Origin of the sequence: Proluteimonas luteida (genome assembly GCF_021191695.1) — a bacterium.
Taxonomy (GTDB): Bacteria; Pseudomonadota; Gammaproteobacteria; order Xanthomonadales; family Xanthomonadaceae; genus Luteimonas; species Luteimonas luteida.
On sequence record NZ_JAIWPT010000003.1, the window covers coordinates 242,322 to 267,294 of the forward strand.

Annotated in this window: 19 protein-coding genes and 1 riboswitch; of the genes, 9 read left to right on the top strand and 10 right to left on the bottom strand. The window is 69.9% G+C overall.

Translation table 11 applies throughout. The features are described 5' to 3' along the window. Positions 1–215: 215 nt before the first annotated feature. Positions 216–1,040, bottom strand: a complete 825-nt coding sequence (metF, locus tag LDO26_RS04480; RefSeq protein ID WP_232129875.1) for a methylenetetrahydrofolate reductase [NAD(P)H] — start codon at positions 1,038–1,040, stop codon at positions 216–218. Positions 1,041–1,247: 207 nt separating this feature from the next. Between metF and LDO26_RS04485 the strand changes: the two genes are divergently transcribed. The 3 genes from LDO26_RS04485 (at position 1,248) to LDO26_RS04495 (ending at position 5,491) form a co-directional block, all read left to right on the top strand. Beyond that, on the top strand, positions 1,248–1,805 hold the full coding sequence (locus LDO26_RS04485; protein ID WP_232129876.1) for a hypothetical protein: 558 nt from the start codon (positions 1,248–1,250) through the stop codon (positions 1,803–1,805). Next, complete coding sequence (locus LDO26_RS04490) at positions 1,802–3,115, top strand: di-heme oxidoredictase family protein (RefSeq protein WP_232129877.1); 1,314 nt, start codon at positions 1,802–1,804, stop codon at positions 3,113–3,115. The genes LDO26_RS04485 and LDO26_RS04490 overlap by 4 nt, the downstream gene beginning before the upstream one ends. 309 nt (positions 3,116–3,424) lie before the next feature. Next, complete coding sequence (locus tag LDO26_RS04495; protein WP_232129878.1) at positions 3,425–5,491, top strand: TonB-dependent receptor plug domain-containing protein; 2,067 nt, start codon at positions 3,425–3,427, stop codon at positions 5,489–5,491. A 44-nt stretch (positions 5,492–5,535) separates the two neighbouring features. Here the strand turns inward: LDO26_RS04495 and LDO26_RS04500 are convergent, their stop codons facing one another. After that, entirely contained in the window at positions 5,536–5,904 is a 369-nt protein-coding gene (locus tag LDO26_RS04500) for a winged helix-turn-helix domain-containing protein (protein ID WP_232129879.1), read from the bottom strand. Positions 5,905–6,015: 111 nt separating this feature from the next. Here LDO26_RS04500 and LDO26_RS04505 point away from each other — a divergent pair, with 111 nt between their 5' ends. Then, a complete protein-coding gene (locus LDO26_RS04505; RefSeq protein WP_232129880.1) occupies positions 6,016–6,573 on the top strand; it encodes a DUF3228 family protein in 558 nt (185 codons plus the stop codon). 12 nt (positions 6,574–6,585) lie between these two features. Here LDO26_RS04505 and LDO26_RS04510 read toward each other — a convergent pair whose 3' ends face one another. Together LDO26_RS04510 and ybaK are read right to left on the bottom strand one after the other, a co-directional pair. Next, positions 6,586–7,734 (bottom strand): alpha/beta hydrolase, encoded by a 1,149-nt coding sequence (locus LDO26_RS04510; protein WP_232129881.1) that lies wholly within the window; start codon positions 7,732–7,734, stop codon positions 6,586–6,588. A gap of 20 nt (positions 7,735–7,754) precedes the next feature. Continuing rightward, the gene (ybaK, locus tag LDO26_RS04515) at positions 7,755–8,228 is read right to left on the bottom strand and encodes a Cys-tRNA(Pro) deacylase (RefSeq protein WP_232129882.1); all 474 of its coding nucleotides are present in this window, start codon (positions 8,226–8,228) and stop codon (positions 7,755–7,757) included. Positions 8,229–8,483: 255 nt separating this feature from the next. Here ybaK and LDO26_RS04520 point away from each other — a divergent pair, with 255 nt between their 5' ends. Beyond that, complete coding sequence (locus tag LDO26_RS04520; RefSeq protein ID WP_232129883.1) at positions 8,484–9,587, top strand: aldo/keto reductase; 1,104 nt, start codon at positions 8,484–8,486, stop codon at positions 9,585–9,587. Between the two features lie 214 nt (positions 9,588–9,801). Here the strand turns inward: LDO26_RS04520 and ahcY are convergent, their stop codons facing one another. After that, the gene (gene ahcY, locus LDO26_RS04525; protein ID WP_232129884.1) at positions 9,802–11,250 is read right to left on the bottom strand and encodes an adenosylhomocysteinase; all 1,449 of its coding nucleotides are present in this window, start codon (positions 11,248–11,250) and stop codon (positions 9,802–9,804) included. A 36-nt stretch (positions 11,251–11,286) separates the two neighbouring features. Continuing rightward, positions 11,287–11,385: riboswitch (S-adenosyl-L-homocysteine riboswitch) on the bottom strand. A 224-nt stretch (positions 11,386–11,609) separates the two neighbouring features. On the opposite strand from ahcY, the gene LDO26_RS04530 reads away from it, so the two are divergent. Together LDO26_RS04530 and LDO26_RS04535 are read left to right on the top strand one after the other, a co-directional pair. Next, positions 11,610–13,343, top strand: coding sequence for a LysM peptidoglycan-binding domain-containing protein (locus LDO26_RS04530; RefSeq protein WP_232129885.1), 1,734 nt, complete (start codon positions 11,610–11,612; stop codon positions 13,341–13,343). 670 nt (positions 13,344–14,013) lie between these two features. Then, positions 14,014–15,000, top strand: a complete 987-nt coding sequence (locus LDO26_RS04535) for an arsenic resistance protein (RefSeq protein ID WP_232129886.1) — start codon at positions 14,014–14,016, stop codon at positions 14,998–15,000. Between the two features lie 46 nt (positions 15,001–15,046). Here the strand turns inward: LDO26_RS04535 and LDO26_RS04540 are convergent, their stop codons facing one another. Further along, positions 15,047–16,420, bottom strand: coding sequence for a carboxylesterase family protein (locus LDO26_RS04540; protein ID WP_232129887.1), 1,374 nt, complete (start codon positions 16,418–16,420; stop codon positions 15,047–15,049). 278 nt (positions 16,421–16,698) lie between these two features. On the opposite strand from LDO26_RS04540, the gene LDO26_RS04545 reads away from it, so the two are divergent. Next, positions 16,699–19,200, top strand: coding sequence for a S9 family peptidase (locus LDO26_RS04545; protein WP_435594026.1), 2,502 nt, complete (start codon positions 16,699–16,701; stop codon positions 19,198–19,200). A gap of 60 nt (positions 19,201–19,260) precedes the next feature. On the opposite strand, the gene LDO26_RS04550 is transcribed toward LDO26_RS04545, so the two are convergent. The 4 genes from LDO26_RS04550 to metK all read right to left on the bottom strand — a co-directional run bounded on the left by LDO26_RS04550 (position 19,261) and on the right by metK (position 23,907). After that, on the bottom strand, positions 19,261–19,992 hold the full coding sequence (locus LDO26_RS04550) for a proteasome-type protease (RefSeq protein WP_232129888.1): 732 nt from the start codon (positions 19,990–19,992) through the stop codon (positions 19,261–19,263). 64 nt (positions 19,993–20,056) lie between these two features. Next, on the bottom strand, positions 20,057–21,067 hold the full coding sequence (locus LDO26_RS04555; protein ID WP_232129889.1) for an alpha-E domain-containing protein: 1,011 nt from the start codon (positions 21,065–21,067) through the stop codon (positions 20,057–20,059). 3 nt (positions 21,068–21,070) lie between these two features. Further along, the gene (locus LDO26_RS04560) at positions 21,071–22,483 is read right to left on the bottom strand and encodes a circularly permuted type 2 ATP-grasp protein (RefSeq protein WP_232129890.1); all 1,413 of its coding nucleotides are present in this window, start codon (positions 22,481–22,483) and stop codon (positions 21,071–21,073) included. A gap of 212 nt (positions 22,484–22,695) precedes the next feature. After that, entirely contained in the window at positions 22,696–23,907 is a 1,212-nt protein-coding gene (gene metK / locus LDO26_RS04565; protein ID WP_232129891.1) for a methionine adenosyltransferase, read from the bottom strand. A gap of 138 nt (positions 23,908–24,045) precedes the next feature. Between metK and LDO26_RS04570 the strand changes: the two genes are divergently transcribed. Then, positions 24,046–24,834 carry a UPF0149 family protein gene (locus tag LDO26_RS04570; protein WP_232129892.1) on the top strand — a complete coding sequence of 263 codons (789 nt, stop codon included), beginning with the start codon at positions 24,046–24,048 and terminating at the stop codon, positions 24,832–24,834. Positions 24,835–24,973 lie beyond the last annotated feature (139 nt).

The window sequence follows — 24,973 nt, forward strand, 5'->3', positions numbered from 1 at the left end:
CGGCCGGTGCGGGGCGCGGGAGGGATGGACCCGGCAGCGGAGCCGGCGCCCGGCGTTCCGGGCCACCGCCACGGGCGTCCGGCCGCAGCCGCGGCCGATGGCGGTTTTTTTCGGTTCTTCGCCGATTCCCGGGGGCCTCGCCGTAGGTCGGGGCAACGCCCCCGACGCCGGGACTTCCCACTGTCATCGGACAAGCCGCATGTTCTCCGGCCCTGTCAGCCCAGCCGGTCGAGCACCGCCTGCGTCGGCCTGGCCAGGTTCAGGGTATAGAAGTGCAGCGCCGGCGCGCCGCCGGCGACCAGTCGCTCGCACAGGCGCGCGACGATGTCCGCGCCCAGTTCGCGGATGCCTGCCGCATCGTCGCCGAGCGACTGCATGCTGCGCAGCATCCAGCGCGGGATCTCCGCGCCGCAGGCCTCCGAGAAGCGCCGCAGCTGGCTGAAGTTCGACACCGGCATGATGCCCGGGATGATCGGGATCTCCACCCCGTCGCGGCGCACGCTGTCGACGAAATGGAAGTAGGCGTCGGCGTTGTAGAAATACTGGGTGATCGCCGCGTCCGCGCCGGCTTCCACCTTGGTCCGGAAATGGCGCAGGTCGGCGCGCGCGTCGCCGGCCTGCGGATGCACTTCCGGATAGCAGCCGACCTCGATGCGGAAACGGTCGCCGAATTCGCTGCGGATGAACGCCACCAGTTCCGAGGCATAGCGCAGGTCGCCCGGATGGCCCATGCCCGACGGCAGGTCGCCGCGCAGCGCGACGATGCGGGTGCAGCCGATCGCCCGGTAGAGCTTGAGCAGCTCGCGGATCTCCTCGCGGCTGCCGCCGACGCACGACAGGTGCGGCGCCGCGTCCAGCCCGTGCTGCTGCTTCAGCCGCCGCACCGTCTCCGGGGTGTGGCTCAGCGTCGAGCCGCCCGCGCCGAACGTGCACGACACGTATTCGGGTGCATGCACGGCGAGCTTCTTCGCGGTGCGGTCGAGCTGCGCGCGCTGCTCGTCGTTCTTGGGCGGGTAGAACTCGAAACTGATCGGGGTCATCGCGTCGGACGGGGCGAGGGTGGTGGGGATTATATCTCTTTATCGCGATGGATCAATTTTGTTTGCCCGCCGCCACTACCCGTGTGCGGTCTGTCCCGGCGTCCATGCCACCGATACCGGAAGAGGGCCCCACGGAACCGCCCCGGGACTTGGCCGTTGCGCGCGGCATCGATATATTCGGACGAATATATTGAACGGGTCCGCCCCATGTTGAAGCGTCCGGCGCATCGCGCCCTGCTGGTTGCGTTGCTTGCCGTCGGCCCGGCATCGGCTGGCGAGCCCGTCGTGTCGCCGCCTCCGGCGGGCTGCGACACGTTCTCGTGGGATGTGGCGCGGGAGCTGGCTGCGCTCGCCGCTGTGCCCGTGGCGATCACGGCGGGCGGCGGCGGTCCGGACGGCGTCGTTCGCATCGAGACGGAGACGTTGTACGGCGCCCGCCTGTTGCCGCAGCGCGATGTGGCCCTGGCCGCCCGCCCCGGCAAGCCGATGCTCGACGACGACGCCCATGCCGGGCTGTTGACCTTCCGGGTGCCCGCCGACGGCCGCTACCGGGTCTCGATCACCACCGGGCACTGGATCGACGTCGTCGACGCCGGCCGGATCGTGCCGTCGCTGGACTTCCAGGGGCGGCGGGGCTGCCCGCTGGTGCACAAGATCGTCGAGTTCGAACTGCCGGCCGGCCGCGATCTGGTACTGCAGTTCGCAGGCGGCGCGGCGGAAGAGGCGGGTGTGGTGATCACCGCGGTCGCCAACGCACCGAAGTGAGGTCCGCGTCCGGCCGGCCCGCCGGTCTCGTCGTCGTGGCGGCCCTGCTTGCCGCGACCGCCGCTGCGGTGGTCGACGAGCAGCCGGATGGACGCACGCCGGGCGCCTGGCGCGCGCTGGATGCCGACGAGGCCGCGCGTTTCGATCTCGGGCATGCCGTCTTCAACACGTCCTGGGTGCCTGCGGGCCAGCCGGCCGGGCGCCGCGACGGTCTCGGTCCACTGTTCAATTCGGTTTCCTGCGATGCCTGCCACAACAGCCGCCGGCGCGGGCGCGGGCCGCTGGACGACGGCCCGGCGCCGAGCGATTTCGTGCTCCAGGTCGGGCAGCGGCAGGCCGACGGCGGCATCGCGCGCGGGCATCCGCGTTTCGGCCATGTCGTCAATACCGATGCGGTCGCCGGGTTCGTGCCCGAGGCCGCGGTTTCGATCCGCTACCGCGCACGGCCGCATGCGCGTCCCGACGGCAGCCGCATCACCCTGTGGTCGCCGGCATACCAGGTCGAGACGCCGGATGGCGCGCCACTGCCGGACGACCTGGTGCTGATGCCGCGGATGGCTCCGTCGGCACAGGGAGTCGGCCTGCTGGAGGCGATTCCCGACAGTGCCATCCTGGCCGGCGCGCAGCCACGCCCCGGCGGCCCCCGGGGAGAACCCGCCTGGATCGACGCTGGCAACGGCCGCGTGCTCGGCCGCTTCGGCTGGCAGGGGACGGAGGCTACCGTCGCCAGCCAGGTCGCGGTCGCGTTCGCACGCGAGATGGGCCTCACCAGCGCGATGATCGAGGCCATCGACTGCGCGTCGCACGATGATGCCTGCCGCAATGCCGCGCATGGCGGCACGCCCGAAGTGGAAGCGGAGCTGTTCGAGGCGGTGCTGGCGTTCCAGCGCCTGGAAACGGTGCGGCGCACGCCGGACGCGGCCCGTCGCCTGCGCGAATCCCGCGACGGCGCCCGGCTGTTCGCCAACACCGGCTGCGGCGACTGCCACCGCAGTGGCTGGACCACGCACGACGGGCTGCGCATCGATCCGTATACCGACCTGCTGCTGCACGACCTCGGCGATGCGCTTGCCGACCGCGACATCCATGGCACTCCGCTGCGCAGCCGCTGGCGGACCGCTCCACTGTGGGGCATCAGCACCGCGCTCGAAGGCGGGCGCCCGATCCGCCTGCTGCACGACGGGCGCGCACGCAGCATCGAGGAAGCCATCGCCTGGCATGGCGGCGCGGCCGCTCCGGCCCGGGCGCGCTTCGACGCGCTCCATGCCGAAGAGCGCCAGTGCCTGATCGACTGGGTGTCCTCGCTCTAGGGCCTGTCATCCATTGCCGGATGGCAGGCGCGGCCCTGCGGGCAAGACCCGACGCCGGCTACAGGAAATGGATGGCAGGCCCCGGCAATGTGGACGGCGGAAACGTTCGGAACTTCGTCGCCTGGACGGTTTCCGCCGCCCGCTTCCGGGGCGCATCCCGGTTGAGCTGCGGTGACGGTATCGTTATATTCTCGTGAATATAACGACAGGCCGCCCCGGGGGCGGCCTCCCCGGATGCCGGCAGCAGCGACGGACCGCCCCCACAGGCCGTCCGCGGTGCCGCGCATCACCACACCAGAGAACCGTCCCATGCGCCCATCCGCCCGTCGCCTGTCCCTTGCCATCGCCTGTGCGCTGGCTCTGCCCGTCGCCGCGCATGCCGCGGAAGGTGCCGCCACGCCTGACGACGTCTTCACCCTCGGCCAGATCACCGTGACCGCCGAGCGTCCGGACGCCGTCGCCACCGGCGACGACGTGATCACCCGCGAGGAGATGTGGACCTTCAACACGCTGACCCTCGACGACGCGGTCAAGCTGACGCCCGGCGTGATGACCACCCAGGACAGCAACGGCCGCCGCAACGAGCACGACATCTTCGTGCGCGGCTTCGGGCGCTGGCAGGTGCCGCTGTCGATCGACGGCGTGCGCATCTACCTGCCGGCCGACAACCGCCTGGACTTCCGCCGCTTCCTCACCGCCGACCTGGCCGAGGTGCAGGTCAGGAAGGGCTACGTGTCGGTGATCGACGGGCCCGGTGCCATGGGCGGTGCGATCAACCTGGTCACGCGCAAGCCGACCGAGCCGTTCGAGGCCCGGTTCCAGGCCGGCCTCGATCTCGGCCGCGACGGCAGCCACGACGCCTGGAACGGCTATGCTTCGGTCGGCACCCGCCAGGACATGTTCTATGCCCAGGCGAGCGTCAGCTACCAGGACCGCAAGCACTGGCGGCTGCCCGGCGATTTCGAGGGCACCTCGATCCAGGCCCCGGGCGCGCGCGACCGCTCGGCCAGCCGCGACTCGCGCGTCAACCTGAAGTTCGGGTTCGTGCCCAATGCCAGCGACGAGTACACCCTCAGCTACACCCGCCAGGACGGCAGCAAGGGCGCGCCGCTGAACGTCTACAACGACCCGCCGAATCCGCCCAACAGCTACTGGGACTGGCCGATGTGGGACATCGAGAACCTCTACTTCCTGTCGAACACCCGCTTCAGCGACGCCACCCACCTGAAGACCAAGGTCTACTACAACACCTTCGACAACGCGCTCTACGCGTACGACGATGCCAGCTACACCACGCAGTCGAACAACGGCCGCTTCCAGAGCATCTATGGCGACAAGGGCTACGGCGCCAGCGTCGAGTTCGGTTTCCGCCTGCTGCCCGACAGCGACAGCCGCGTCGCCGCGCACTGGCGCAGCGACCGCCATTCCGAATACAACCTCAACCGCCCGACCCACCCGACCCTGAGTTCGCGCGAACCGACCCAGCACAACCGCGAGGACACCTGGTCGCTGGCGCTGGAGAACACCTGGCACGCCAGCGACACCGTCGACGTGCTGGTCGGCGTCAGCCACGACCGCAACGACGCCAAGCAGGCGCAGGAATACAACGAGACGCAGGGGCTGTTCGAGTATCCGACCGGCGGCAGCGATGCCTGGAACGGACAGGCCGCGGTGTACTGGCAGCAGAGCGCGGATTCCCGCTTCGGCGCCAGCCTGTCCTCGCGCACGCGGTTCGCGACCACCTTCGAGCGTTTCAGCACCCGCTTCGGCACCGCGGTGCCCAACCCCGACCTGTCCAGCGAGCGCGGCACCAACCTCGAACTGTCGTGGGAGCGCCGCATGTCCGACGATGTCCATTTCAACACCGCGGTCTTCTACTCCGACGTCCGCGACATGATCCAGACGGTGATCGTCGACGCCGGTCCGCCGCAGATGACCCAGACCCGCAACGTCGGCGATGGCGAGTACTACGGCGCCGAATTCGGCGGCCAGGCCCGGCTGTCCGACACGTGGGTGCTGGGCGGCAATGCGACGTGGCTGCACCGCACGATCAAGGATCCGTTGCAGCCGGAGTACCGTCCCACCGGCGTGCCGCAGTACCAAGCGCTGCTGTACGCCACCTGGTCGCCGCTGGCGCGCTGGTCGTTCACGCCGAGCATCGAGTTCGCCGACGACCGCTGGAACGAGGGACCCGGCGGCGCCTACATCCGCACCGGCCAGTACACCCTGGCCAACCTGCAGGTGCAGTGGGACGTGCGCAGCGACGTCCGCGTCGCCTTCGGCGGCCGCAATCTGCTGGACGAGGCATACGAACTGGCCTGGGGCTTCCCGGAACAGGGGCGCTCGTTCTACGCCAAGCTGCAAGTCGGCTTCTGACCGCTGTCGCCGGCCCGGCGGTCACCCGCGCCGGGCCGGTGCCGTCATTCGTCCTGCGGCGGCCGCAGCCGCGCATGCAACCAGGCGAGTTCATCGGCGACGGCCTCGGCGCTGCGGGCCTCGATCCGGCGATAGGCCGCCAGCACCTGCTCGCCGAACGGCGTCAGGGTGGCGCCGCCGCCACCGCTGCCGCCCTTGCTGGTGTGCACGACCGGTTCCCTGAAAAAGCGGTTCATCGCGTCCACCAGGTCCCAGGCGCGCTTGTAGCTCATCTTCATGCGCCGGCCGGCGGCGGAGATGGAGCCGGTGTCGCGGATGCCGTCCAGCAGATCGGCCTTGCCGGGCCCCAGCACTACATCCGGGTCGAAGATCACCCGCAGCCGCAGCCTTCCCGGTCCCCGCTTCGTCGCCATGGCGTCCCGTATCCAACCGCAGTCGATGCATTACGGACATCATAGTCGCGCCCGGTCCGGGGGCCGGGGCTGGTGTTGTACCGTGTCGGCCACCTCCAGGCGCATCCGACCATGTCCATCGTCCTGACCCCGTTCGCCCGTACCCGCCTGTTCCCGCGCCCGCCGCGCGGCAACACCATCCAGGACTGTACGCCGGAGGCCTTCGAGCAGCGGCTCAACGACGAGGCGCCGACGCGCGTGCTCGACGGCTACGCGCCGTTCTGCAGACTGCATGTGCATCGCAACTGGACCTCGACGCGCTGCCTGACCGTGCCGATCACCGACAGCAACCGGCACCTGCTGCGCTCGGGCTACGAGGCGCGGTCTTCCGCGGAGTTGCCGGTGCTGGTGCGCTGGTTCGAAGGCGTCGAGGTGCCGGTCGCGCGCTACCTGCTGCCGATCCTCTACAGCCGCGCGCAGCTGGCGAAGGAGGGCGCGCCGATCGATGCCGACTGGGGCGTCGTCGGCTGCCTGTACACGATGGCGCCCGAGGAGATTCCGATGGCGCCGATCACGATGCTGCGCAATGCGCTGGGCGTCGAGGAGGGCGGCTCGGGCGTGGCGCTGGACCGCGAGGCCTACCGGCGCAGCGTCGACTTCTGGCAGCACAACGCCAACTGGCGGCCGTAGGCGCGACCGCGCTCAATCCGCGGCCTGCGCCGGCGCCGCATCGATCTCCTCGCGGAACAGCCCGGTCATCGCCTGGCGATAGACCTCGCCGATGCTCGCCGCATGCGTGCCCTCCGGCAGGACCAGGTGCCGGATCGTCCACGGCGCGTCGGGTCGCGCGGTCCAGAACGCGTTCCATTCGATCGCATTGCGCATGCGGAACCCTGCATCGCGCGCACCGCTGGCGAGGACCAGGTCCAGATCGTCGCGGCCGTGCGCGGCAGGCGCGCCGAACAGCGCCTGCCGCGCGGGCGTGAAGGCCGGATTGCTGGCGATGCGGGCCCGGAACAGATCGGGGTCCTGCAGCGCCGACCACAGCACGAAATAGCCCGAGCGCGATTGCCCGAGCAGCACACGCTGCAACGGATCGATCCGGTAGCGGTTTTCGGCCTGCGGCAGCAGTTCGTTCCGCAGGAAATCGAGAAACGCCGGCGCGCCCGCTTCACCCGGTCGGGCATCGTCGCCGGGTGCCGAGAAATCGACGTTGCGCTTGTTGATCGACGGATCGAAACCGCCGTAGGCGATACCGACCAGGATGGCTTCGGGCAACCGCTCGTCGTAGTGCAGGAACAGGTGGGTCGGCGCCAGCAGGGGGAACAGGCTGTCGCCGTCGAGCACATAGACGACGGGATAGCGCGCGTGCGGATTCTCCGCGTAGCCTTCGGGCAGGCGGACGTAGATGTGATGGCGCCGGCCTGTGTGTTGCGAGTCCAGCGCGAAGTAGTCGCCTCGGAGCGCCGGCAGGTGGTCGAGCGGGACCGGGGCGGCGGCAGCGCGCGCGGCATGCGGACCCGCGAGCGGCGGCGATGCGCAGGCGGCAAGCAGCAGCGTCGCGGTACAGGCGAGGGCGAGGCGAATGCGTTGTGCACGGTCGCGGCAGACGCGCAGCTTGCGCAATGCGGACTTCGGGTGTCGCATGTCGTGCAGCAGCGCGCCCACGAAGCGGATGCCTTCGACCGGCGCCTTGATGCGTACGCGCCCGGCCGCCGTATCCAGCGGCATCGCATCGTGCAGTCCGGCGATCGTGCAGGCGACCGGCCGTGGCCGTGCAGCGCCGTCGCTCACCGAATCCTGCGGCAGCGCGGCAGCGGCGCCGTCGCCGGGTCGTGCGGGAAGATGCATCGCGAATGGCCGGAAGCGCATCAGCGCCTGCGTCCGATATCGGCCCACTGCGCCCGACACAGCGCCGCGAGGTCCCGTGGCGCCAGCGCGACTTCCAGCCCGCGCCGGCCCGCACTGACGTGCATCGTCGCCAGCGTCTTCGCGGAGGCATCGATGAACGTGCGGTGCGTCTTCTTCTGCGCCAGCGGACTGATGCCGCCGACCAGGTAGCCGGTCGCGCGCTGCGCGGCATCGGTCGCGGCCATCTCGCACTTCCGGCAGCCGGCGGCATGGGCCAGCGCCTTCAGGTCCAGCGTACCGCTGACCGGCACGACCGCCACCAGCAGTTCGTGCGCGTCGGTGCTGGCAAGCAGGGTCTTGAACACCAGCGACGGGTCCAGCCCCAGCTGCTCGGCCGCTTCGCCACCGTAGGAATCGGCACCGGCGTCGTGGGAGTAGGACTGCACCGCATGGGCGATGCCGCGCTTCTTCAGCAGGTTGATGGCAGGGGTCATGGTGGAGTCGGTTGCCGCGTGCCCGGCCATCGTAGCGCGCCGGCCTGCGCCGCCCTGGCCGCGGTGTCCGCATCTGGCGGCTGTGCGTGGCCAGCAACCCGTGCCGGCCCGGGATGCGCATGGCCTGTCTCCGATGCCATTCCATGCCGCGCGTCGGGCCGCGATCCTGTCACCCACGGGCAACACTGCATTGCAGTCCGGGCATACCTTTTGTCGGGATAGACTGGCCATGAGTCCATGACAGAGGATGCCGAGATGTTTTCACGCCGGAAATTCCTGACGACCTCGCTTTCGGCGGCTTCCACAGCCCTGGTGCTGGCCGCCTGCGGCAATGACGCCGCACCGGCCGCGGCGGCACCGGCCAGCGCGGCAGGCCCCGATCCCGCGACCGGCGGTGGCGCGGACACGCGCCCGGGCAAGCGTCGTCTCGGCCGCTCCACGGTGGAGATCTCCCCGCTGGTGCTGGGCACCAATACCTTCGGCTGGACCGCCGACAGGGAACGCTCGTTCGAGATCCTCGACCGTTTCTCCGATGCCGGTCTCGAAACCCTGGACACCGCCAACATGTATTCGACCTGGGCGCCGGGCAACAGCGGCGGCGAGTCGGAAACCATCATCGGCGACTGGTTCGAAAGTCGAGGCAAGCGCGACGCGATCGTGCTGATCACCAAGGTCGGCATGGAGCTGGATGGCCAGAAGGGCCTGTCGGCGGCCTATATCGAACGTGCCGCCGAGGATTCGCTGCGTCGGCTGAAGACCGACTACATCGACGTCTATTTCTCGCACGAGCCCGATCCCGGCACGCCGCACGAGGAAACACTGCGGGCCTACCAGCGGCTGATCGAGGCCGGCAAGGTGCGCACCATCGGCGCCTCCAACTACGACGCCGGGCAGGTCCGCGCCGCGCTGGAGGTGTCTGCCGCGGAAGGCCTGCCGCGCTACGAGGTCCTGCAGCCCCGCTACAACCTCTACGATCGCGGCGACTTCGACGGCCCCCTGCACGACCTGGCCATTGCCGAGGATCTCGGCGTGATCACCTATTCCAGCCTTGCCAGCGGCTTTCTGACCGGCAAGTACCGCAGCGAGGCCGATCTGGGCCAGAGTCCGCGTGGCGGTGGCGTCGGCCGCTATCTGGACGAGCGGGGCCTGCGCATCCTGGCCGCGCTGGACGACGTGGCGGCGCGCCACGAGGCCGAACTGGCGGAGGTGTCGCTGGCCTGGATCATCGCCAGGGAAGGCGTCACCGCACCGATCGCCAGCGCCACCAGCATCGAACAGCTCGACAGCCTGGTGGCTGCGCTCGACCTGCAGTTGACGGCCGAAGACCTGCAGCAACTGGACCAGGCCAGCGCGATCTGACGCGGACACGAACGCCCGCCACGCCACGTGGATCATGTGGCGGGCATCCTCCAGCGTGCGCGGACCCGGATGTCGCCCGACACGATTGCATGCATTGGCGGGCGCTATCGCGGGCGCCGCACGTGGCGCGGCCCGCACGCGGGGACGCCGCGAGACGGTACAACGAACACGGGCGCCTCGCGGCGCCCGTGTTCCGTTCCGCGAAGCGGACCGCTCAGTAGCGGTAGTGCTCCGGCTTGTACGGCCCGTTGACCGGTACGCCCAGATAGTCGGCCTGCGCCTTGGTCAGCGTGGTCAGCTTCACGCCGATCTTCTCCAGGTGCAGACGCGCGACTTCCTCGTCGAGCTTCTTGGGCAGGATGTAGACCTTGGGGTCGTAGAAGTCCTTGTTGGCCCACAGGTCGATCTGCGCCAGGGTCTGGTTGGAGAACGAGTTGGACATCACGAAGCTGGGGTGGCCGGTGGCGCAGCCCAGATTCACCAGGCGGCCTTCGGCCAGCAGGAAGATCGCGTTGCCGTTGGGCAGCACGAACTTGTCGACCTGCGGCTTGATGTTGATCTTCTCGACGCCTTCCAGGGCGTACAGCGCATCGACCTGGATCTCGTTGTCGAAGTGGCCGATGTTGCAGACGATCGCCTGGTCCTTCATCGCCGTCATGTGCTCGATGCGGATGATGTCCTTGTTGCCGGTGGTGGTGACGTAGATGTCGGCGGTGCCGAGGGTGTCCTCGACGGTGCTGACTTCATAGCCTTCCATCGCCGCCTGCAGGGCGCAGATCGGGTCGATCTCGGTGACGATCACCCGGGCGCCGTAGGCGCGCAGCGAGGCGGCGCAGCCCTTGCCGACGTCGCCGTAGCCGCAGACCACGGCCACCTTGCCGGCCAGCATCACGTCCAGCGCGCGCTTGAGGCCGTCGGCCAGCGATTCGCGGCAGCCGTAGAGGTTGTCGAACTTGGACTTGGTGACCGAGTCGTTGACGTTGATCGCCGGCACCAGCAGCTTGCCCTGTTCGGCCAGCTGGTAGAGGCGGTGCACGCCGGTGGTGGTCTCCTCGGAGACGCCCTTCCAGTCGGCGACGACGCGGGTCCAGTAGCCGGGGCGCTCGCTGGCCACGCGCTTGAGCAGGTTCTTGATGACCTGCTCCTCGTGGCTGCCGGAGGCGGAGTTCACCCAGCTCTCGTCGCCCTGCTCCAGCTCGTAGCCCTTGTGGATCAGCAGGGTGACGTCGCCGCCGTCGTCGACCACCAGCTCGGGGCCGGTCAGGGTGCCGTCGGCCAGGGTGAAGGTCAGCGCATCGAGGGTGCAGTCCCAGTATTCCTCCAGCGTCTCGCCCTTCCAGGCGAACACCGGGGTACCGCTGGCGGCGATCGCGGCGGCGGCGTGGTCCTGGGTGCTGAAGATGTTGCACGAGGCCCAGCGCACGTCGGCGCCGATGTCCTTGAGCGTCTCGATCAGCACCGCGGTCTGGATGGTCATGTGCAGCGAGCCGGTCACGCGCACGCCCTTGAGCGGCGCCGCGGCGGCGTGCTTGCGGCGGATCGACATCAGCCCCGGCATCTCGTGCTCGGCGATGTCGATCTCCTTGCGGCCCCAGTCGGCCAGGCCGATGTCGGCGATCTTGTAGTCGCCATCCTTCGGTGCGGTCTTCAGTTGTGCGTTCATGCGTGCTCCGTAGTGGGAATGCCGCGGCGGGCATTCGCGTTACGGGCGCCGTTGTCGCAGGAACACCACGCCGAGCCTGGCCGCGGCTGCCGGGTGGAATCCACCGGCGCGACGGTCGCAGCGCCCCTCGGCGGGGCAGGCGGTCATTCTATCGCGAACGCGCTCGCGCAGCGCCGCGGCGGCTGTCGTGGAGCGCGTTGCGGCGGCGCTGGCGGGCGTCGGAATGAATGACGATTCAGGCTGGAGCCGTTGCCTCGGGTTTTCCCCAGGTGCCCCCTTTCCGGCCACTGCGACAGCATGTGCCCCGTCCAGGCACCGCGGCTGCGGCGTGCCTCCCCCACAGAACGAACGGGTGACCGATGAACATGAATGTGTGCATGCACGATGGCGGCGGCGCGATCCGCCAGCCTGCGCAACCCGAACCGACCCTGCAGCCGACCCAGCATCGCGCTGTCGTGGGCGACACCGTCGCTTCGCTGGCCGAGCGCTACATGGTCAGTCCCGAAGCGATCCACGCGGCCAATCCGCGGCTGGCCGGCACTCCGGCGCAGGGGGGCGGCAATCCGGTCCAGCCCGGTGACGTGATCCAGATCCCGGCCTCGCCGATGAGCGCCAGCGGCGATGTCGACGGCGGTTCCGCCAACCACTCGACTACCGACGTCAAGGTCACGCTCAAGGACGACAACGGCAGCATCACCTGGCAGCCGGACAGTCTCGCGGTCAAGCTGACCGACAAGCAGAAGGTCGAGCTGGGCAACTCCCGCGCGGACGACGCGCCGGGCAACAGCCGCGGCGCATCGATCTCGGTGAGCAGCGAATCGTCGGTGCAGCTGCAGGAAACCCAGGGCGACGGCACCACCTCGTTCACCGTCACCGCCGACACCCGGGTCGGCTTCTCGGCCGAGGCCAATGCCGGCGGCCGCGGTGGCGCCGAGATCGAGGTCGGCGCCGCGACCGGCTTCGAGAGCCGCTACAAGGTCACCCTGCCGGGCGAGGGGCGGCCGGTGGAGGCGGCCTCGGGCATCAATCCCTTCGATCCGACCACGATCCCGGTCGGTGGCAGCGTCACCCTCGACAGCAGCGCCTACACCAACACGTCGCTGGCCGGGTCGTTCCGGATGATCGGCACCGAAACCCACATCAAGGCGTCGGAAGGCGTCAGCTATACCGTCGAGCGTGTCGACGAGGACACGGTCCGCGTGACCACCGGCCCGACCGAGACCATCAATGCATTCAACGGCGTCGGCCTGCGCGCGGGCGACATCTCGGTGATGGCCGGACGCGAGGACCAGCTGCATGGCGCGACGCTGCAGACGGCCGAGTTCGACATCTCCACCGCCGAGGGCCAGGCCGCCTACGCGCACTTCAACAGCACCGGCCAGATCGCGCACGAGACGCCCGGTGTCGACAACGTCGCGACGGTCTCGCGGATCGACTACTCGTCGCAGACCCAGTTGCGCGCCGGCACCGACGAACTTGCCGTGGTGCTGGGCGGGCAGGCCAACCTCGGCAGCGCGGTGCAGGTGACCTATCCCGACGGTTCGTATTCGCTGACCACCGACCTGACCTACGGTGCCAACGTGCCGTTGACCATCAGCCAGCGGTTCGACGCGGACGGCAACGAGCTGCCGGGCGAGCGCAGCTACCAGTTCGAGGTCGACACCGACCGGCCCGGCTACAACTGGTTCGAGCGCAACATCCTCGGCAAGAACGAGGCCAGCGAGGAGCAGGCCAATGCCGACCTGCTGAACTGGGCGCTGACCGGCGGCCAGGGCAGCGGTCCGGTGCAGGCCGGCGACAAGGTGACGCTGACCTTCAGCGAGGCGCAGCTGCAATCGCTGATGGAGCAGACGCGCGCGACCGTCGACGGCAACGAGTTCGGTGGTGCGCACAGCGACCTGCGGGTGATGGTCGAGGACTACAACGGCAATCCGCTCGACGGCACGATGGACTTCGCGGTGTCGCTGGCGCGCAACCTCAACAACGATCCCTATGGTTTCGCGTCGAAGCTGCACACGATCTCCTCGGGTGCAGATGGCGACATCGCCAACCAGAGCTACGCGCGGATCGATGCGGACGTGCAGACGCACTGATCCAGATCACGGGTTTGGCATCGGCTGGATGCCAGGTTTCGGGCCGCCTTCGGGCGGCCCGTTTTTTCTGGATTTTTCGCCGACTCCCGGGGCCCGATCGCAGGTCGGGGCAACGCCCCCCGACGCCGGTATTTTCGCCGGGCCGGGTCGGCGGGTCCCTGGACACCTCGCGAATCCGGGCGCTGCTCATGTCGGCCGCGTGGGGCCGACCTACGAAGCCTCCCGCTCGTAGGTCGGGGCAACGCCCCAGACGCTGGTATTTCCGTCGGGCCGGGTCGGCGGGTCCCTGGACACCTCGCGAATCCAGACGCTGCTCATGTCGGCCGCGTGGGGCCGACCTACGAAGCCTCCCGCTCGTAGGTCGGGGCAACGCCCCAGACGCTGGTATTTCCGTCGGGCCGGGTCGGCGGGTCCCTGGACACCTCGCGAATCCGGGCGCGGCGCACGTCGGCCGCGTGGGGCCGACCTACGAAGCCTCCTTGCTCGTAGGTCGGGGCAACGCCCCCGACGCCGGGAGCGTCCTTCGCGACAGCGCGGCGCGACGGGAAAACACGTTCCCCGGTAAGCTGGCGGATCGATGGCGCGGTTCCATCGGCGACCCTGCAGGCCGCCGACAGGAGGCGCCGATGCGGAGCACGCGCGCAACCGGCCTGCACGACGCGGAGACGACATGGGGCAACAGCAGATCCGGGATGCGCTGGAAGGCCGTCAGATCGCCGTGTATTTCTGCGCCGTCGCGTCGGCCGCGGCCGTCGCGTTGCTGGTGCCCGGCACCGCGACACTGGAGCGGGCGGTCAATCCGGCCCTCGCGCTGATGCTGTACGTGACCTTCCTGCAGGTGCCGGTGGCCGAGCTGCGGCGCGCGTTCGGCCGGTTCCGTTTCCTTGCGGCGCTGCTGGTCGCCAATTTCGTGGTGATTCCGCTGCTGGTGGCCGTCCTGGTCCAGCTGCTGCCCGCCGATCCGATGATCCGCCTGGGCGTGCTGCTGGTCCTGCTGGCGCCGTGCATCGATTACGTGGTCACGTTCTCCCATCTCGGCCGTGCCGACGCCCGCCTGCTGCTGGCCGCGACCCCGGTCCTGCTGATCGTCCAGATGGCGCTGCTGCCCGGTTATCTCGCCGTGTTTCTCGGCGAGGATGCGGCGCGGCTCGTGCACATGGGGCCGTTCGTGCATGCGTTCACGTGGCTGATCCTGGTCCCGCTGCTGCTGGCCGCGCTGACCCAGGTCTGGGCCGCGAGAAGTCGCGCGGGTCGGCGCGTCGCCACGCTGCTCGGCGTGCTGCCGGTGCCGGCCACGGCGCTGGTGCTGTTCGTCGTGATCGCGGCCGTGGTGCCGCAGCTCGGTCCGGCCATCGGTCCGGCGCTGCGCGTCGTGCCGGTCTATCTCGCCTTCGCGATCGCCGCGCCGCTGCTGGGGTGGCTGGTCGCGCGCCGGTTCGGCCTGGAGGCGGCCGCGGGCCGGTCGGTCGCGTTCAGCGCGGGCACCCGCAATTCGCTGGTGGTGCTGCCGCTGGCGCTCGCGGTACCTGGCGCCATTCCCGTCCTGCCCGCGGTCATCGTGACCCAGACGCTGGTGGAACTGCTGGGCGAACTGGTCTACGTGCGCGTGATCGCCAGGTGGGGGCGGGACGCGCCGGCGCCAGTGGCCTCCGGCTGACAGGGCCGCGGCGAGACTCCCGACGCGGACATGTGTCCGCGCGGGGTCACTGCGGGTCGGGCTGTCCGCGGTGCTGGCGGAAGATCCATTCGCGGATCGGCGCGATGCTGTAGGCGATACGCCAGGTGTTGCGGTGCCCGCTGGCGCCCGCGGCCGACTGTCCCGGCGGGATGACGGTCCCCGGGGCGAAGGTCACGTAGTTGATCGGGCTGCCCTCGGCGTCGATCGCGTCGAAGGCCTCGCGGAACTGCGCCGCGCTCCAGGTGCCGTCCCAGGTGGCGCGGCTGATCTTCGCGCCTTCCTGCGCCAGCACGTCGACGATGGCGTTCTGGCCGGGAAACGCCTTGGCGTCGTCCTGCGATACCAGGATCCACAGCTTCTGCCGGGCCAGCGGCTTCACCAGCGCCGGGTCCCACTGGCCGGCCACCAGGAACGACGCGGCGAAGAAGTCCGGGTACTTGATGTCCATCGCGATCGACAGCATGCAGCCGCCCGACTGGCCGGTCGTGTAGAGGCGATCGCGGTCGATGCCGTACTCGTCGGCCAGCGCCCGGATCAGGTCGATGGTGGTGTCGAGCGCGTCCGAGGTACGCGAGTCGTCGTCGGCGATGATCTCGGTGAACTGCGGCGCCAGCACGAAGCACGGGCGGCTGGCCTGGTCGGCGGGACTGGCCCAGGCCACGGCGCCCAGCCCCTGGAACAGGGTGGTGCGGGTCACGTCGCTGGTCGCGCCGGCATCGTGCATGAACAGCACCAGCGGATAGGACTTCTCCGGGTCGTAGTCCTTCGGCACGAACAGGTTGTACCGGAGTGTCCTGCCGGTCGCGGGGTCGTGGAATTCCAGTTGCCGGAAATCGTCGACGATCAGGTTCTCGACCCGGCTGGTCTCCAGCGCGTGCCCGCTTGCGGGGATGACGCCGCCGTCGGCCGCGGCCAGCACGCCCGATTGCACGACGCTGGCCCGGGGTTCTCGGTAGACGGTGTCGTAGGCCGGGATGTCGCCGGCCTTTCCGGGACCGCCGGCGCCGCCGGGCGACGCCTGGCCGGCGCGCTGCAGTTGCAGCTTCTCGGCGAGCAGGGCGTTGTCGTCCCCGGGCGACAGGCCGACGATGACGAAGCGGCCGGCGTCCGCGCGGTCGGCCGGGTTGGCCGACGTGCTCGTGTAGACGTCGGTGACGGTGCGGCCCTCGACCTGGAAATCCGATGCGGTCAGGCCGTCGCCACGGACCGGCGCATCGTATTCGACGGCCACCGCCGTCAGCCGGATGCCGTCGCCGAACACCTCCGTGACCGCCGTGGCGGCCGTGGCGCGCGCCGCGCCGCGGGCGAGTGTGCGCGCCAGTGCGGGGACGCCGATCGCCACCAGCAGTCCGGCGGCGCCGCCCGTGACCAGAAACTTCCGACGCGTGTGGCTCTTCATTTCGTCATCTCCGATGCCGGGCGTCCGCGCCGGCGGGTCAGGCCCGCTCCGGATGCCGCGCCGCGGCAGGGCATCGGCGGGCTGCGCGCTTCGCGGGCGGATCTGGATGATAGTCCCGCGTTTCCCGTCGCGGAGAAACCCGCCGCGGAGGACGCGTCGCCGTGAACCACCGGCTGTGGCCGCCTGCATGACCTCTGGGAGGGCCGGCAGGCCGGAGGCGCTGATATGGTGGCCGGTCGGGTGCGTCGGGGACGCGCCGTCAATCCGGGGAGCGAACGATGCGGGTATCGACACGAATTCGGGCCGTGGCGCGCAGGCGCCATGCGTGGATCGCCTGCGTGCTGCTGGCGCCGGCCGTCGTCTTCGCGCAGGCGATGCCGGCCAATGGCGAGGACGGATACCGCACCCCGCCGCCGGCGCTGCAGGCGATCGTCGACGCCCCGCGCCCGCCGCGGCTGTCGCTGGGCCCCAGGCGCGACCTGGTCGCGTTCCTGCAGACGCCGGCGCTGCCGGGCATCGCCGAGGTTGCACAGCCCGAACTCAAGCTCGCCGGCCTGCGCATCAATCCGCGCACCTATGCGGCGAGCCGCGCCAGCTTCGTCACCGACCTGTGGCTCAAGCCGGTCGAGGGCGGCGAGGACCTGCGCATCGCCGGCCTGCCGCAGCCGCTGGCGCTGGGCACGATGGCGTGGTCGCCGGACCAGCGCTTCATCGCCTTCACCCATACCGACACGCCTGCCGGCGTGGTCGAGCTGTGGCTGGTGGACGTCGCCGCGCGCCAGGCGCGGCGCGCGACCGCGCAGCCGCTGAACACCGTCATCGGCAGCGGTTTCGAGTGGATGCCCGACAGCCGGCGGCTGCTGGTGCGGCTGCGGCCGCAGGACCAGGGCGACGCGCCGCAGGGCGACGGCATCCCCACCGGCCCGGCGATCCAGCAGACCGGGCCGGGCGGCAGCGTGCAGCAGATCCGCACCTACCAGGACCTGCTGCGCAACGAGGACGATGCGCGCGTGTTCGCGCATTACCTGACCTCGCAGCTGGCGCTGGTCGCGCTCGACGGCACGGTCACGCCGCTGGACGCACCGGCGCTGCACATCGGTGCGACGCCGTCGCCGGACGGTCGGCACGTGCTGCGCCAGCGCCTAGCGCGCCCGTTCTCGTACCTGGTGCCGTATTCGCGGTTCCCGCGCACGATCGACGTCATCGGGCTCGACGGCCGCGTGCGGCATACGGTTGCCGAACTGCCGCTGGTCGAGGGCCTGCCGGTCGGCAACGACGCGGTGCCGACCGGCGTGCGTTCGATCGGCTGGCGCAGCGACGCGCCGGCGACGCTGGTCTGGGCCGAGGCGCAGGACGGCGGCGATCCCGCGCGCGAGGCATCGGTGCGCGACGTGGTCTACATGCAGGCCGCGCCGTTCCGCGATGCGCCCGCGGTGCTGGCCGAGCTGTCGATGCGCTACGGCGGTACCCAGTGGGGCAACGGCGAACTCGCCCTGCTGGCCGAATACTGGTGGCGCACGCGGCAGGTCCGCGAATGGCGCTTGCGCCCGGACGTCGCCGGCAGCACGCCGGCGCTGCTGCGCGACGGCTCGTTCGAGGACCGCTATGCCGATCCCGGCACCGCGGTCACGATGCCCGACGACAACGGCAGGCAGCGGCTGCTGATCGCCGCCGACGGCGACAGCGTCTACCGCATCGGCGACGGCGCCTCGGACGAGGGCGACCGCCCGTTCCTGGACCGCCACAACCTGGCCGACGGCAGCAGCACCCGGCTGTTCCAGTCGCAGGCACCGCATTACGAGGCACCGGCCGCGCTGCTCGACGCCGGCGCGACCCGCCTGCTGACCACACGCGAGTCGCCCACCGAGCCGGCGAACTACTACCTGCGCGACCTGCAGGCGGCCGACGGCGCCGCACCGGTGCCGCTGACCGCGTTCCCGCATCCCACGCCGCAGCTGCGCGACGTACACAAGGAACTGGTCCGCTTCAAGCGCCGCGACGGCGTGGACCTGACCGGCACGCTGTACCTGCCGGCCGGCTACGATGCCGCGCGCGACGGCCCGCTGCCGCTGCTGATGTGGGCCTATCCGGGCGAGTTCAAATCGGCGGACGCCGCCGGCCAGGTCACCGATTCGCCATACCGCTTCAATGCGATCGGCTACTGGGGCCCGCAGGCCTACCTGGCGACCGGCTACGCGGTCTTCAGCGACGTGTCGATGCCGATCATCGGCGAGGGCGACGCCGAGCCCAACGACACCTACATCGAGCAGCTGGTGGCGAGCGCCGAGGCCGCGATCGACGAGGTCGTGCGTCGCGGCGTGGCCGACCGCCGCCGCATCGCCATCGGCGGGCATTCCTACGGCGCCTTCATGACCGGCAACCTGCTGGCGCATTCGCGCCTGTTCGCCGCCGGCATCGCCCGCAGCGGCGCGTACAACCGCACGCTGACCCCGTTCGGCTTCCAGGCCGAGGAGCGCAACTACTGGCAGGCGCAGGACACCTACCTGAAGATGTCGCCGTTCAACTACGCCGACCGGATCAAGGATCCGATCCTGCTGATCCATGGCGAGGAGGACAACAACTCCGGCACCTTCCCGCTGCAGAGCGAGCGCATGTTCGCCGCGATCAAGGGCCTGGGCGGCAACGCGCGGCTGGTGATGCTGCCGAAGGAGTCGCACGGCTACCGCGCGCGCGAGTCGATCCTGCACATGCTCTACGAGACCGATGCGTGGCTCGACCGCTACGTGAAGCACCGCCCGCAGGAGGATGCGGCGCCGTAGGGCGGGCTCGACCCGCCATCGTCATCGCGGCGGCACGGCGGGTCGGGACCCGCCAGCCGCTCACGCCCAGTCGGGCAGCGGCAATGCCTCGACCGCGCGGCGCATGCTGGTGTTCCAGCTGTCGCGGATCGCCTGCAGGTAGGGGTCGTCGTCCTCGAAACGCTGCTGGATCTCGACCTTGAGGCTGTCGCGGCGGTAAACCAGCAGGTCGATCGGGGTGCCGACCGACAGGTTCGAGCGGATCGTCGAGTCGAACGACACCAGCGTGCACTTGGCGGCCTCGACCAGGCTGGTGTGCGAGGAGATCACCCGGTCGAGGATCGGCTTGCCGAACTTGATCTCGCCGGTCTGGAAGAACGGCGTCTCGTCGGAACTCTCGATGAAGTTGCCTTCCGAGTACACCAGGAACAGCCGCGGCGCCTCGCCCCTGATCTGGCCGCCGACGATGAACGAGCCGGTCGGGTCGATGCCGCTGTCGCGCAGGTAGGCCTCGTCGCGGCTGCGGATCTCGCGCATCGCGTCGCCGACCAGCTGCGCGACCTGGAACATCGACTGCGCGTTGAGGATGCCGAGGCTGCCGGTCTCGTGCCGCGAGCGGTGTTCCAGCAGGTTGAGCACGTTCTGGGTCAGCGACAGGTTGCCGGCGGACAGGGTGACCACGACGCGCTCGCCGTCCTGTGCGAACACCCGCATCTTGCCGGCGCGGCGGACATGGTCGACGCCCGCGTTGGTGCGCGAGTCGGAGGCCAGGATCAGGCCGTCGTCGAGGTTCAGTCCGATGCAGTAGGTCATGGAGTGGGCAGGCCTGGGGGTGAGCGGGCAGGGCGCAATTGTGCACGCTGCGGGTGCGCGCGTGTCACGCCGAGGTCTGCCATTGCGCCTGGCGGGTCGCGGTCGGGCCCGACGGCAGCGCGCTGGCGGTGCTCATGAACTGCCGGTGGATCTCGGCGCCCAGGCCCGCCAGCCGCGCCATGGTGTCCTGCAGCCAGGCCTCCATGCCGCCGGCGATGATCTCGTCGATGCGCGCGTAGCGCGACTGCGCGGCCAGGGCGCCGGCCTGGCGGACCACTTCCAGCGGCGTGCCGCCCGACAGCGCCTGCAGGATCCGGTGGGCGGCGCCGAGGCAGGTCTGCAGCGAGCGCGGGTTGTCGCTGTTGAGCAGCATCAGCGAGGCAACGCCGGCCGGGCTGACCGAGTCGCGGTAGAGCCGGCGGTAGGTCTCGAATGCCGACAGCGACTGCAGCAGCGCGCTCCACTGGAAATACTGCACCGCGTCGCGCGCCTCGCCGGTCTCGGGCAGGTCGTCGTCGCTGCTGATCAGGTCGAGCAGGCGGATCGCCCAGTCGGCGCGCTCGATGAACGCGCCCAGCTGCAGGAAGTGGTAGCCCTCGCCGCGCCCCAGGGTGCCGATGGTGACGCCGCGGAACGAGGCCGATCGGGTCTTGACCCATTCCAGCGTGTCGCTGAGGCCGTTCATGCGCAGCCGCGTGGCGTCGAGGCGGCGCATCTCCAGCCACGAGGTGTTGAGGTCCTCGTACATCTCGGCGGTGATCGCCACGCGCTGCGCGCGTGCGTTCTCGCGCGCACGCAGCAGGCAGCTGTGGATCGAGTTGGGATTGGCGGGCGACAGCAGCAGGTGGTGGACCACGCCCTCGGCGTCGATCGTGGCGTGGCTGGCGGCGTAGCTGCCGGCGATGCCCAGCGAGTCCAGCGCGCGGCGCCATGGCGCGGCCGTGGCCTTGCCGCGGTCCAGGCGCTCGGGCAGCAGCGCGATGCGCTGGGCGATGTCCAGCAGGCGGGCGGTGTTCTCGGCGCGCTCGATGCTGCGCGCCACCCAGTACAGGTCTTCGGCGGTTCGGCACAGCACGCGTCAGTTCTCCATGATCCAGGTGTCCTTGGTACCGCCGCCCTGCGAGGAGTTGACCACCAGCGAGCCCTCGCGCAGCGCGACGCGGGTCAGCCCGCCGGGGATCACGTGGATGCGGCGGCCGCTGAGGATGTAGGGGCGCAGGTCGATGTGGCGCGGCGCCAGGCCGCTCTCGACGAAGGTCGGGCAGGTCGACAGCGACAGCGTCGGCTGGGCGATGTAGTTGTCCGGATCGGCGAGGATGCGCTGCCGGAACGCCTCGATCTCGGCGCGGGTCGAGGCCGGTCCCACCAGCATGCCGTAGCCGCCGGCGCCGTGGACTTCCTTGACCACCAGCTCGGGCAGGCGTTCGAGGGTGTACTTGAGGTCGTCGGGATTGCGCAGCTGCCAGGTCGGCACGTTGTGCAGGATCGGCTCCTCGCTGAGGTAGTAGCGGATCATGTCCGGCACGTAGGGATACACCGACTTGTCGTCGCCGACGCCGGTGCCCGGCGCGTTCGCCAGGGTGACGTTGCCGGCGCGGTAGGCGCCGAACAGCCCGGGTACGCCGAGCATCGACTCGGGCCGGAACACGGTCGGGTCGAGGAAGTCGTCGTTGATGCGGCGGTAGATGGCGTGTACCCGCTGCGCGCCGCGCGTGGTCTGCGCGTAGACCATCTCGTCCTTGACGAACAGGTCCGCGCCCTCGACCAGATCCACGCCCATCTGCTGGGCGAGGAAGGCATGCTCGAAATAGGCCGAATTGGCCGCGCCCGGGGTCAGCACCGCGACCACCGGATTGTCGATGTTGGCCGGCGCGCACTGGCGCAGGATGTCGAACAGCGCGTCGGGATAGCGCTCCACCGGCGCGATCTGCTGGCGCGCGAACAGCTCGGGGATCAGCCGCGCCATCATCCTGCGGTTCTCCAGCATGTACGACACGCCGGAGGCGACGCGCAGGTTGTCCTCCAGCACGTAGTACTCGCCGTCGCCGGCGCGGACCAGGTCGATGCCCGAGACGTGCGAGTAGACATTGCCGGCGAGCTTGAGCCCCTGCATTTCCCTGCGGTATTCGCTGTTGCCCAGCACCAGTTCGGTGGGGATGCGGCCGTCGCGCAGGATCCGCTGCTCGCCGTAGATGTCGCCCAGGAACAGGTTCAGCGCATGCACGCGCTGGCGCAGGCCGGCCTCGAGCATGCGCCACTCGCCGGCCGGCACGATCCGCGGCACGATGTCGAACGGGATCAGGCGCTCGTTGCCGGTTTCCTCGCCGTAGACCGAGAAGGTGATGCCGACGCGGTGGAAGGAGATCTCCGCCTGGCGCCGCTTGTGCGCGACTTCCTCGGGCGGGGTCCGTTGCAGCCAGTCGTCGAACGCGCGGTAGTGCGGACGGACGTTGCCGTCGGCATCGAGCATTTCGTCGTAACTGGCGGGCATCGTGGACGGGCTCCGGGAGAGGCGCGGCGCTGTGCTGCACTGCACAGATAGCATGCGAACTCCGCAATGCACAACGGGTGATCGCATCGGGCCGGGACGGAAGGTGGCGGGACGTGGCGATCGTCGATGGCTGTCCCGCCCGGGAGAAGCACCGGAAAAGGAACGGGCCGCAGAAGCGGCCCGTTCGTCGACGCGCGATGGATGCGACGCCTTTACTTCAGCTTCGCGGCCGCGCGCAGTTCGTCGGCCTTGTCGGTCTTCTCCCACGAGAACGCCGTCGCGGTGTGCGACTTGCCGGCGCCGTCGGTGTAGCTGAACTCCTTCGGCTTGCGGCCGAAGTGGCCGTAGGCCGCGGTGGGCTGGTACATCGGGTGGATCAGGTCCAGCATCTGGATGATGCCGTAGGGGCGCAGGTCGAAATGCCTGCGGATCAGCTTCTCGATGGTCTCGTCGGGCACCTTGCCGGTGCCGAAGGTGGTGACCGAGATCGAGGTCGGCTCGGCGACGCCGATGGCATAGGACACCTGCACCTCGCAGCGGTCGGCAAGGCCCGCGGCGACGATGTTCTTGGCGACGTAGCGCGCGGCGTACGCGGCCGAGCGGTCGACCTTCGACGGGTCCTTGCCGGAGAACGCGCCGCCGCCGTGGCGCGCCCAGCCGCCGTAGGTGTCGACGATGATCTTGCGCCCGGTCAGGCCGCAGTCGCCGACCGGCCCGCCGATGACGAACTTGCCGGTCGGGTTGATGTGGAACTTGGTGCCCTTGTGCAGCCACTTCTCCGGCAGCACCGGCTTGAGGATCTCCTCGCGCACGGCCTCGATCAGGTGCTTCTGCTTGACGTCGGGATCGTGCTGGGTCGACAGCACCACGGCGTCGATCGCGGTGGCGACGCCGTCGACGTAGCGCAGCGTGACCTGCGACTTGGCGTCCGGGCGCAGCCACGGCAGCGGCGAGTTCTTCTTCTTGCGGACCTTGGCCTGCTGCTCGACCAGGCGATGCGCGTAGTGGATCGCCGCCGGCATGAAGGTCGGGGTCTCGTTGGTCGCGTAGCCGAACATCAGGCCCTGGTCGCCGGCGCCCATTTCCTCAGGCTTCTTGCGGTCCACGCCCTGGGCGATGTGCGGCGACTGCTTGCCGATCAGGTTCAGCACGCCGCAGGTCTCGCCGTCGAAGCCGACCTGCGAGCTGTCGTAGCCGATGTCCAGGATCACCTTGCGGGTCAGGGCCTCGAGGTCGATCCACGCGCTGGTGGTGATCTCGCCGGCGACGATCGCCACGCCGGTCTTGACCATGGTCTCGCAGGCCACGCGCGCGCGCTTGTCGTGCGCCAGGATCGCGTCGAGCACCGCGTCGGAAATCTGGTCGGCGATCTTGTCCGGATGGCCTTCGGAGACCGATTCGGAGGTGAACAGGTAGTTGGACATCGGGGCTATATCCCTATATTCGGATGGAAAGATGGCGGGGGATGATACAGGTCCGCGTGCCGGCGTGCATGACAGGCGGGGCCTGCATTGATCGGGGGTTAAACTCCCGCCTGCCGCCCCAACGCAAGGAAACCCAGCATGACCCAGCCCGCAGCCGCCGGTCCACTGGACGAGCAGGATGTCGCCGCCCTCGAGGCACTGCTGGCGCCGCGGATCGGGCAGGGCGGCATGCCGCTCGAGACCCTGGACGGATTCTTCTCGGCCTTGATCGTCGGTCCGGGCGAGCTGGTGATGCCCCGCGAATACCTGCCGTACGTGTTCGGCGAGGTGCCGGCGTGGGCCGACCAGCGGCAGGCCTCGGAGGAGATGGGCCTGCTGACGAAGCTCTGGAACCACATCGCCTGGCGGGTCGTCCAGCCGCTTCCGTACGAGGACGAACTGCCGGCGCCGGACGCGTCCGACGATGGCTTCGAGCTGATGCCGCTGATCGCATTGCCCGACACCGGCGACGAGGACGGAGACGACGCGGACCCGTTCGATGCGATCCCGCCCGATTTTCCGGTCGGCGCGCTGTGGGCGGGGGGATTCCTGCACGGCATGTCGCTGCGCGGCGATGCCTGGGAAGCCTGGATGGCAACCGACGACGATCTGTGCGCGGACGTCGCCGACCTGGTGCGCCTGTCGGCCACCGACGATGCGCACGCCGACGAACTCGGCATCCCGCCGCAGGACCGGCTGGATCTCGACGCGCGCTGGGATCTGCTGACCTCGGTCCCCGGCCTGCTGCTCGACCTCAACGAGACGCGGCTGGCGGAGAGGGTCGTACGCACCCCGGTCCGGCGCGCGCCCGCGCCCGGCCGCAACGATCCCTGTCCCTGCGGCAGCGGCAGGAAATGGAAGAAGTGTTGTGGCGCGTCGGTGCACTGAGCCGCGGGGAGCAATTCGCCCTCGCCGATTCCGGGGGCGATCGTAGGTCGGGGCAACGCCCCCGACGCCGGGATTCCGGCCGGGCCGGGCAGGCGGGTCCCACGACGCCTTGAGAATCCGTGACGCCGCGCCCGTCGGC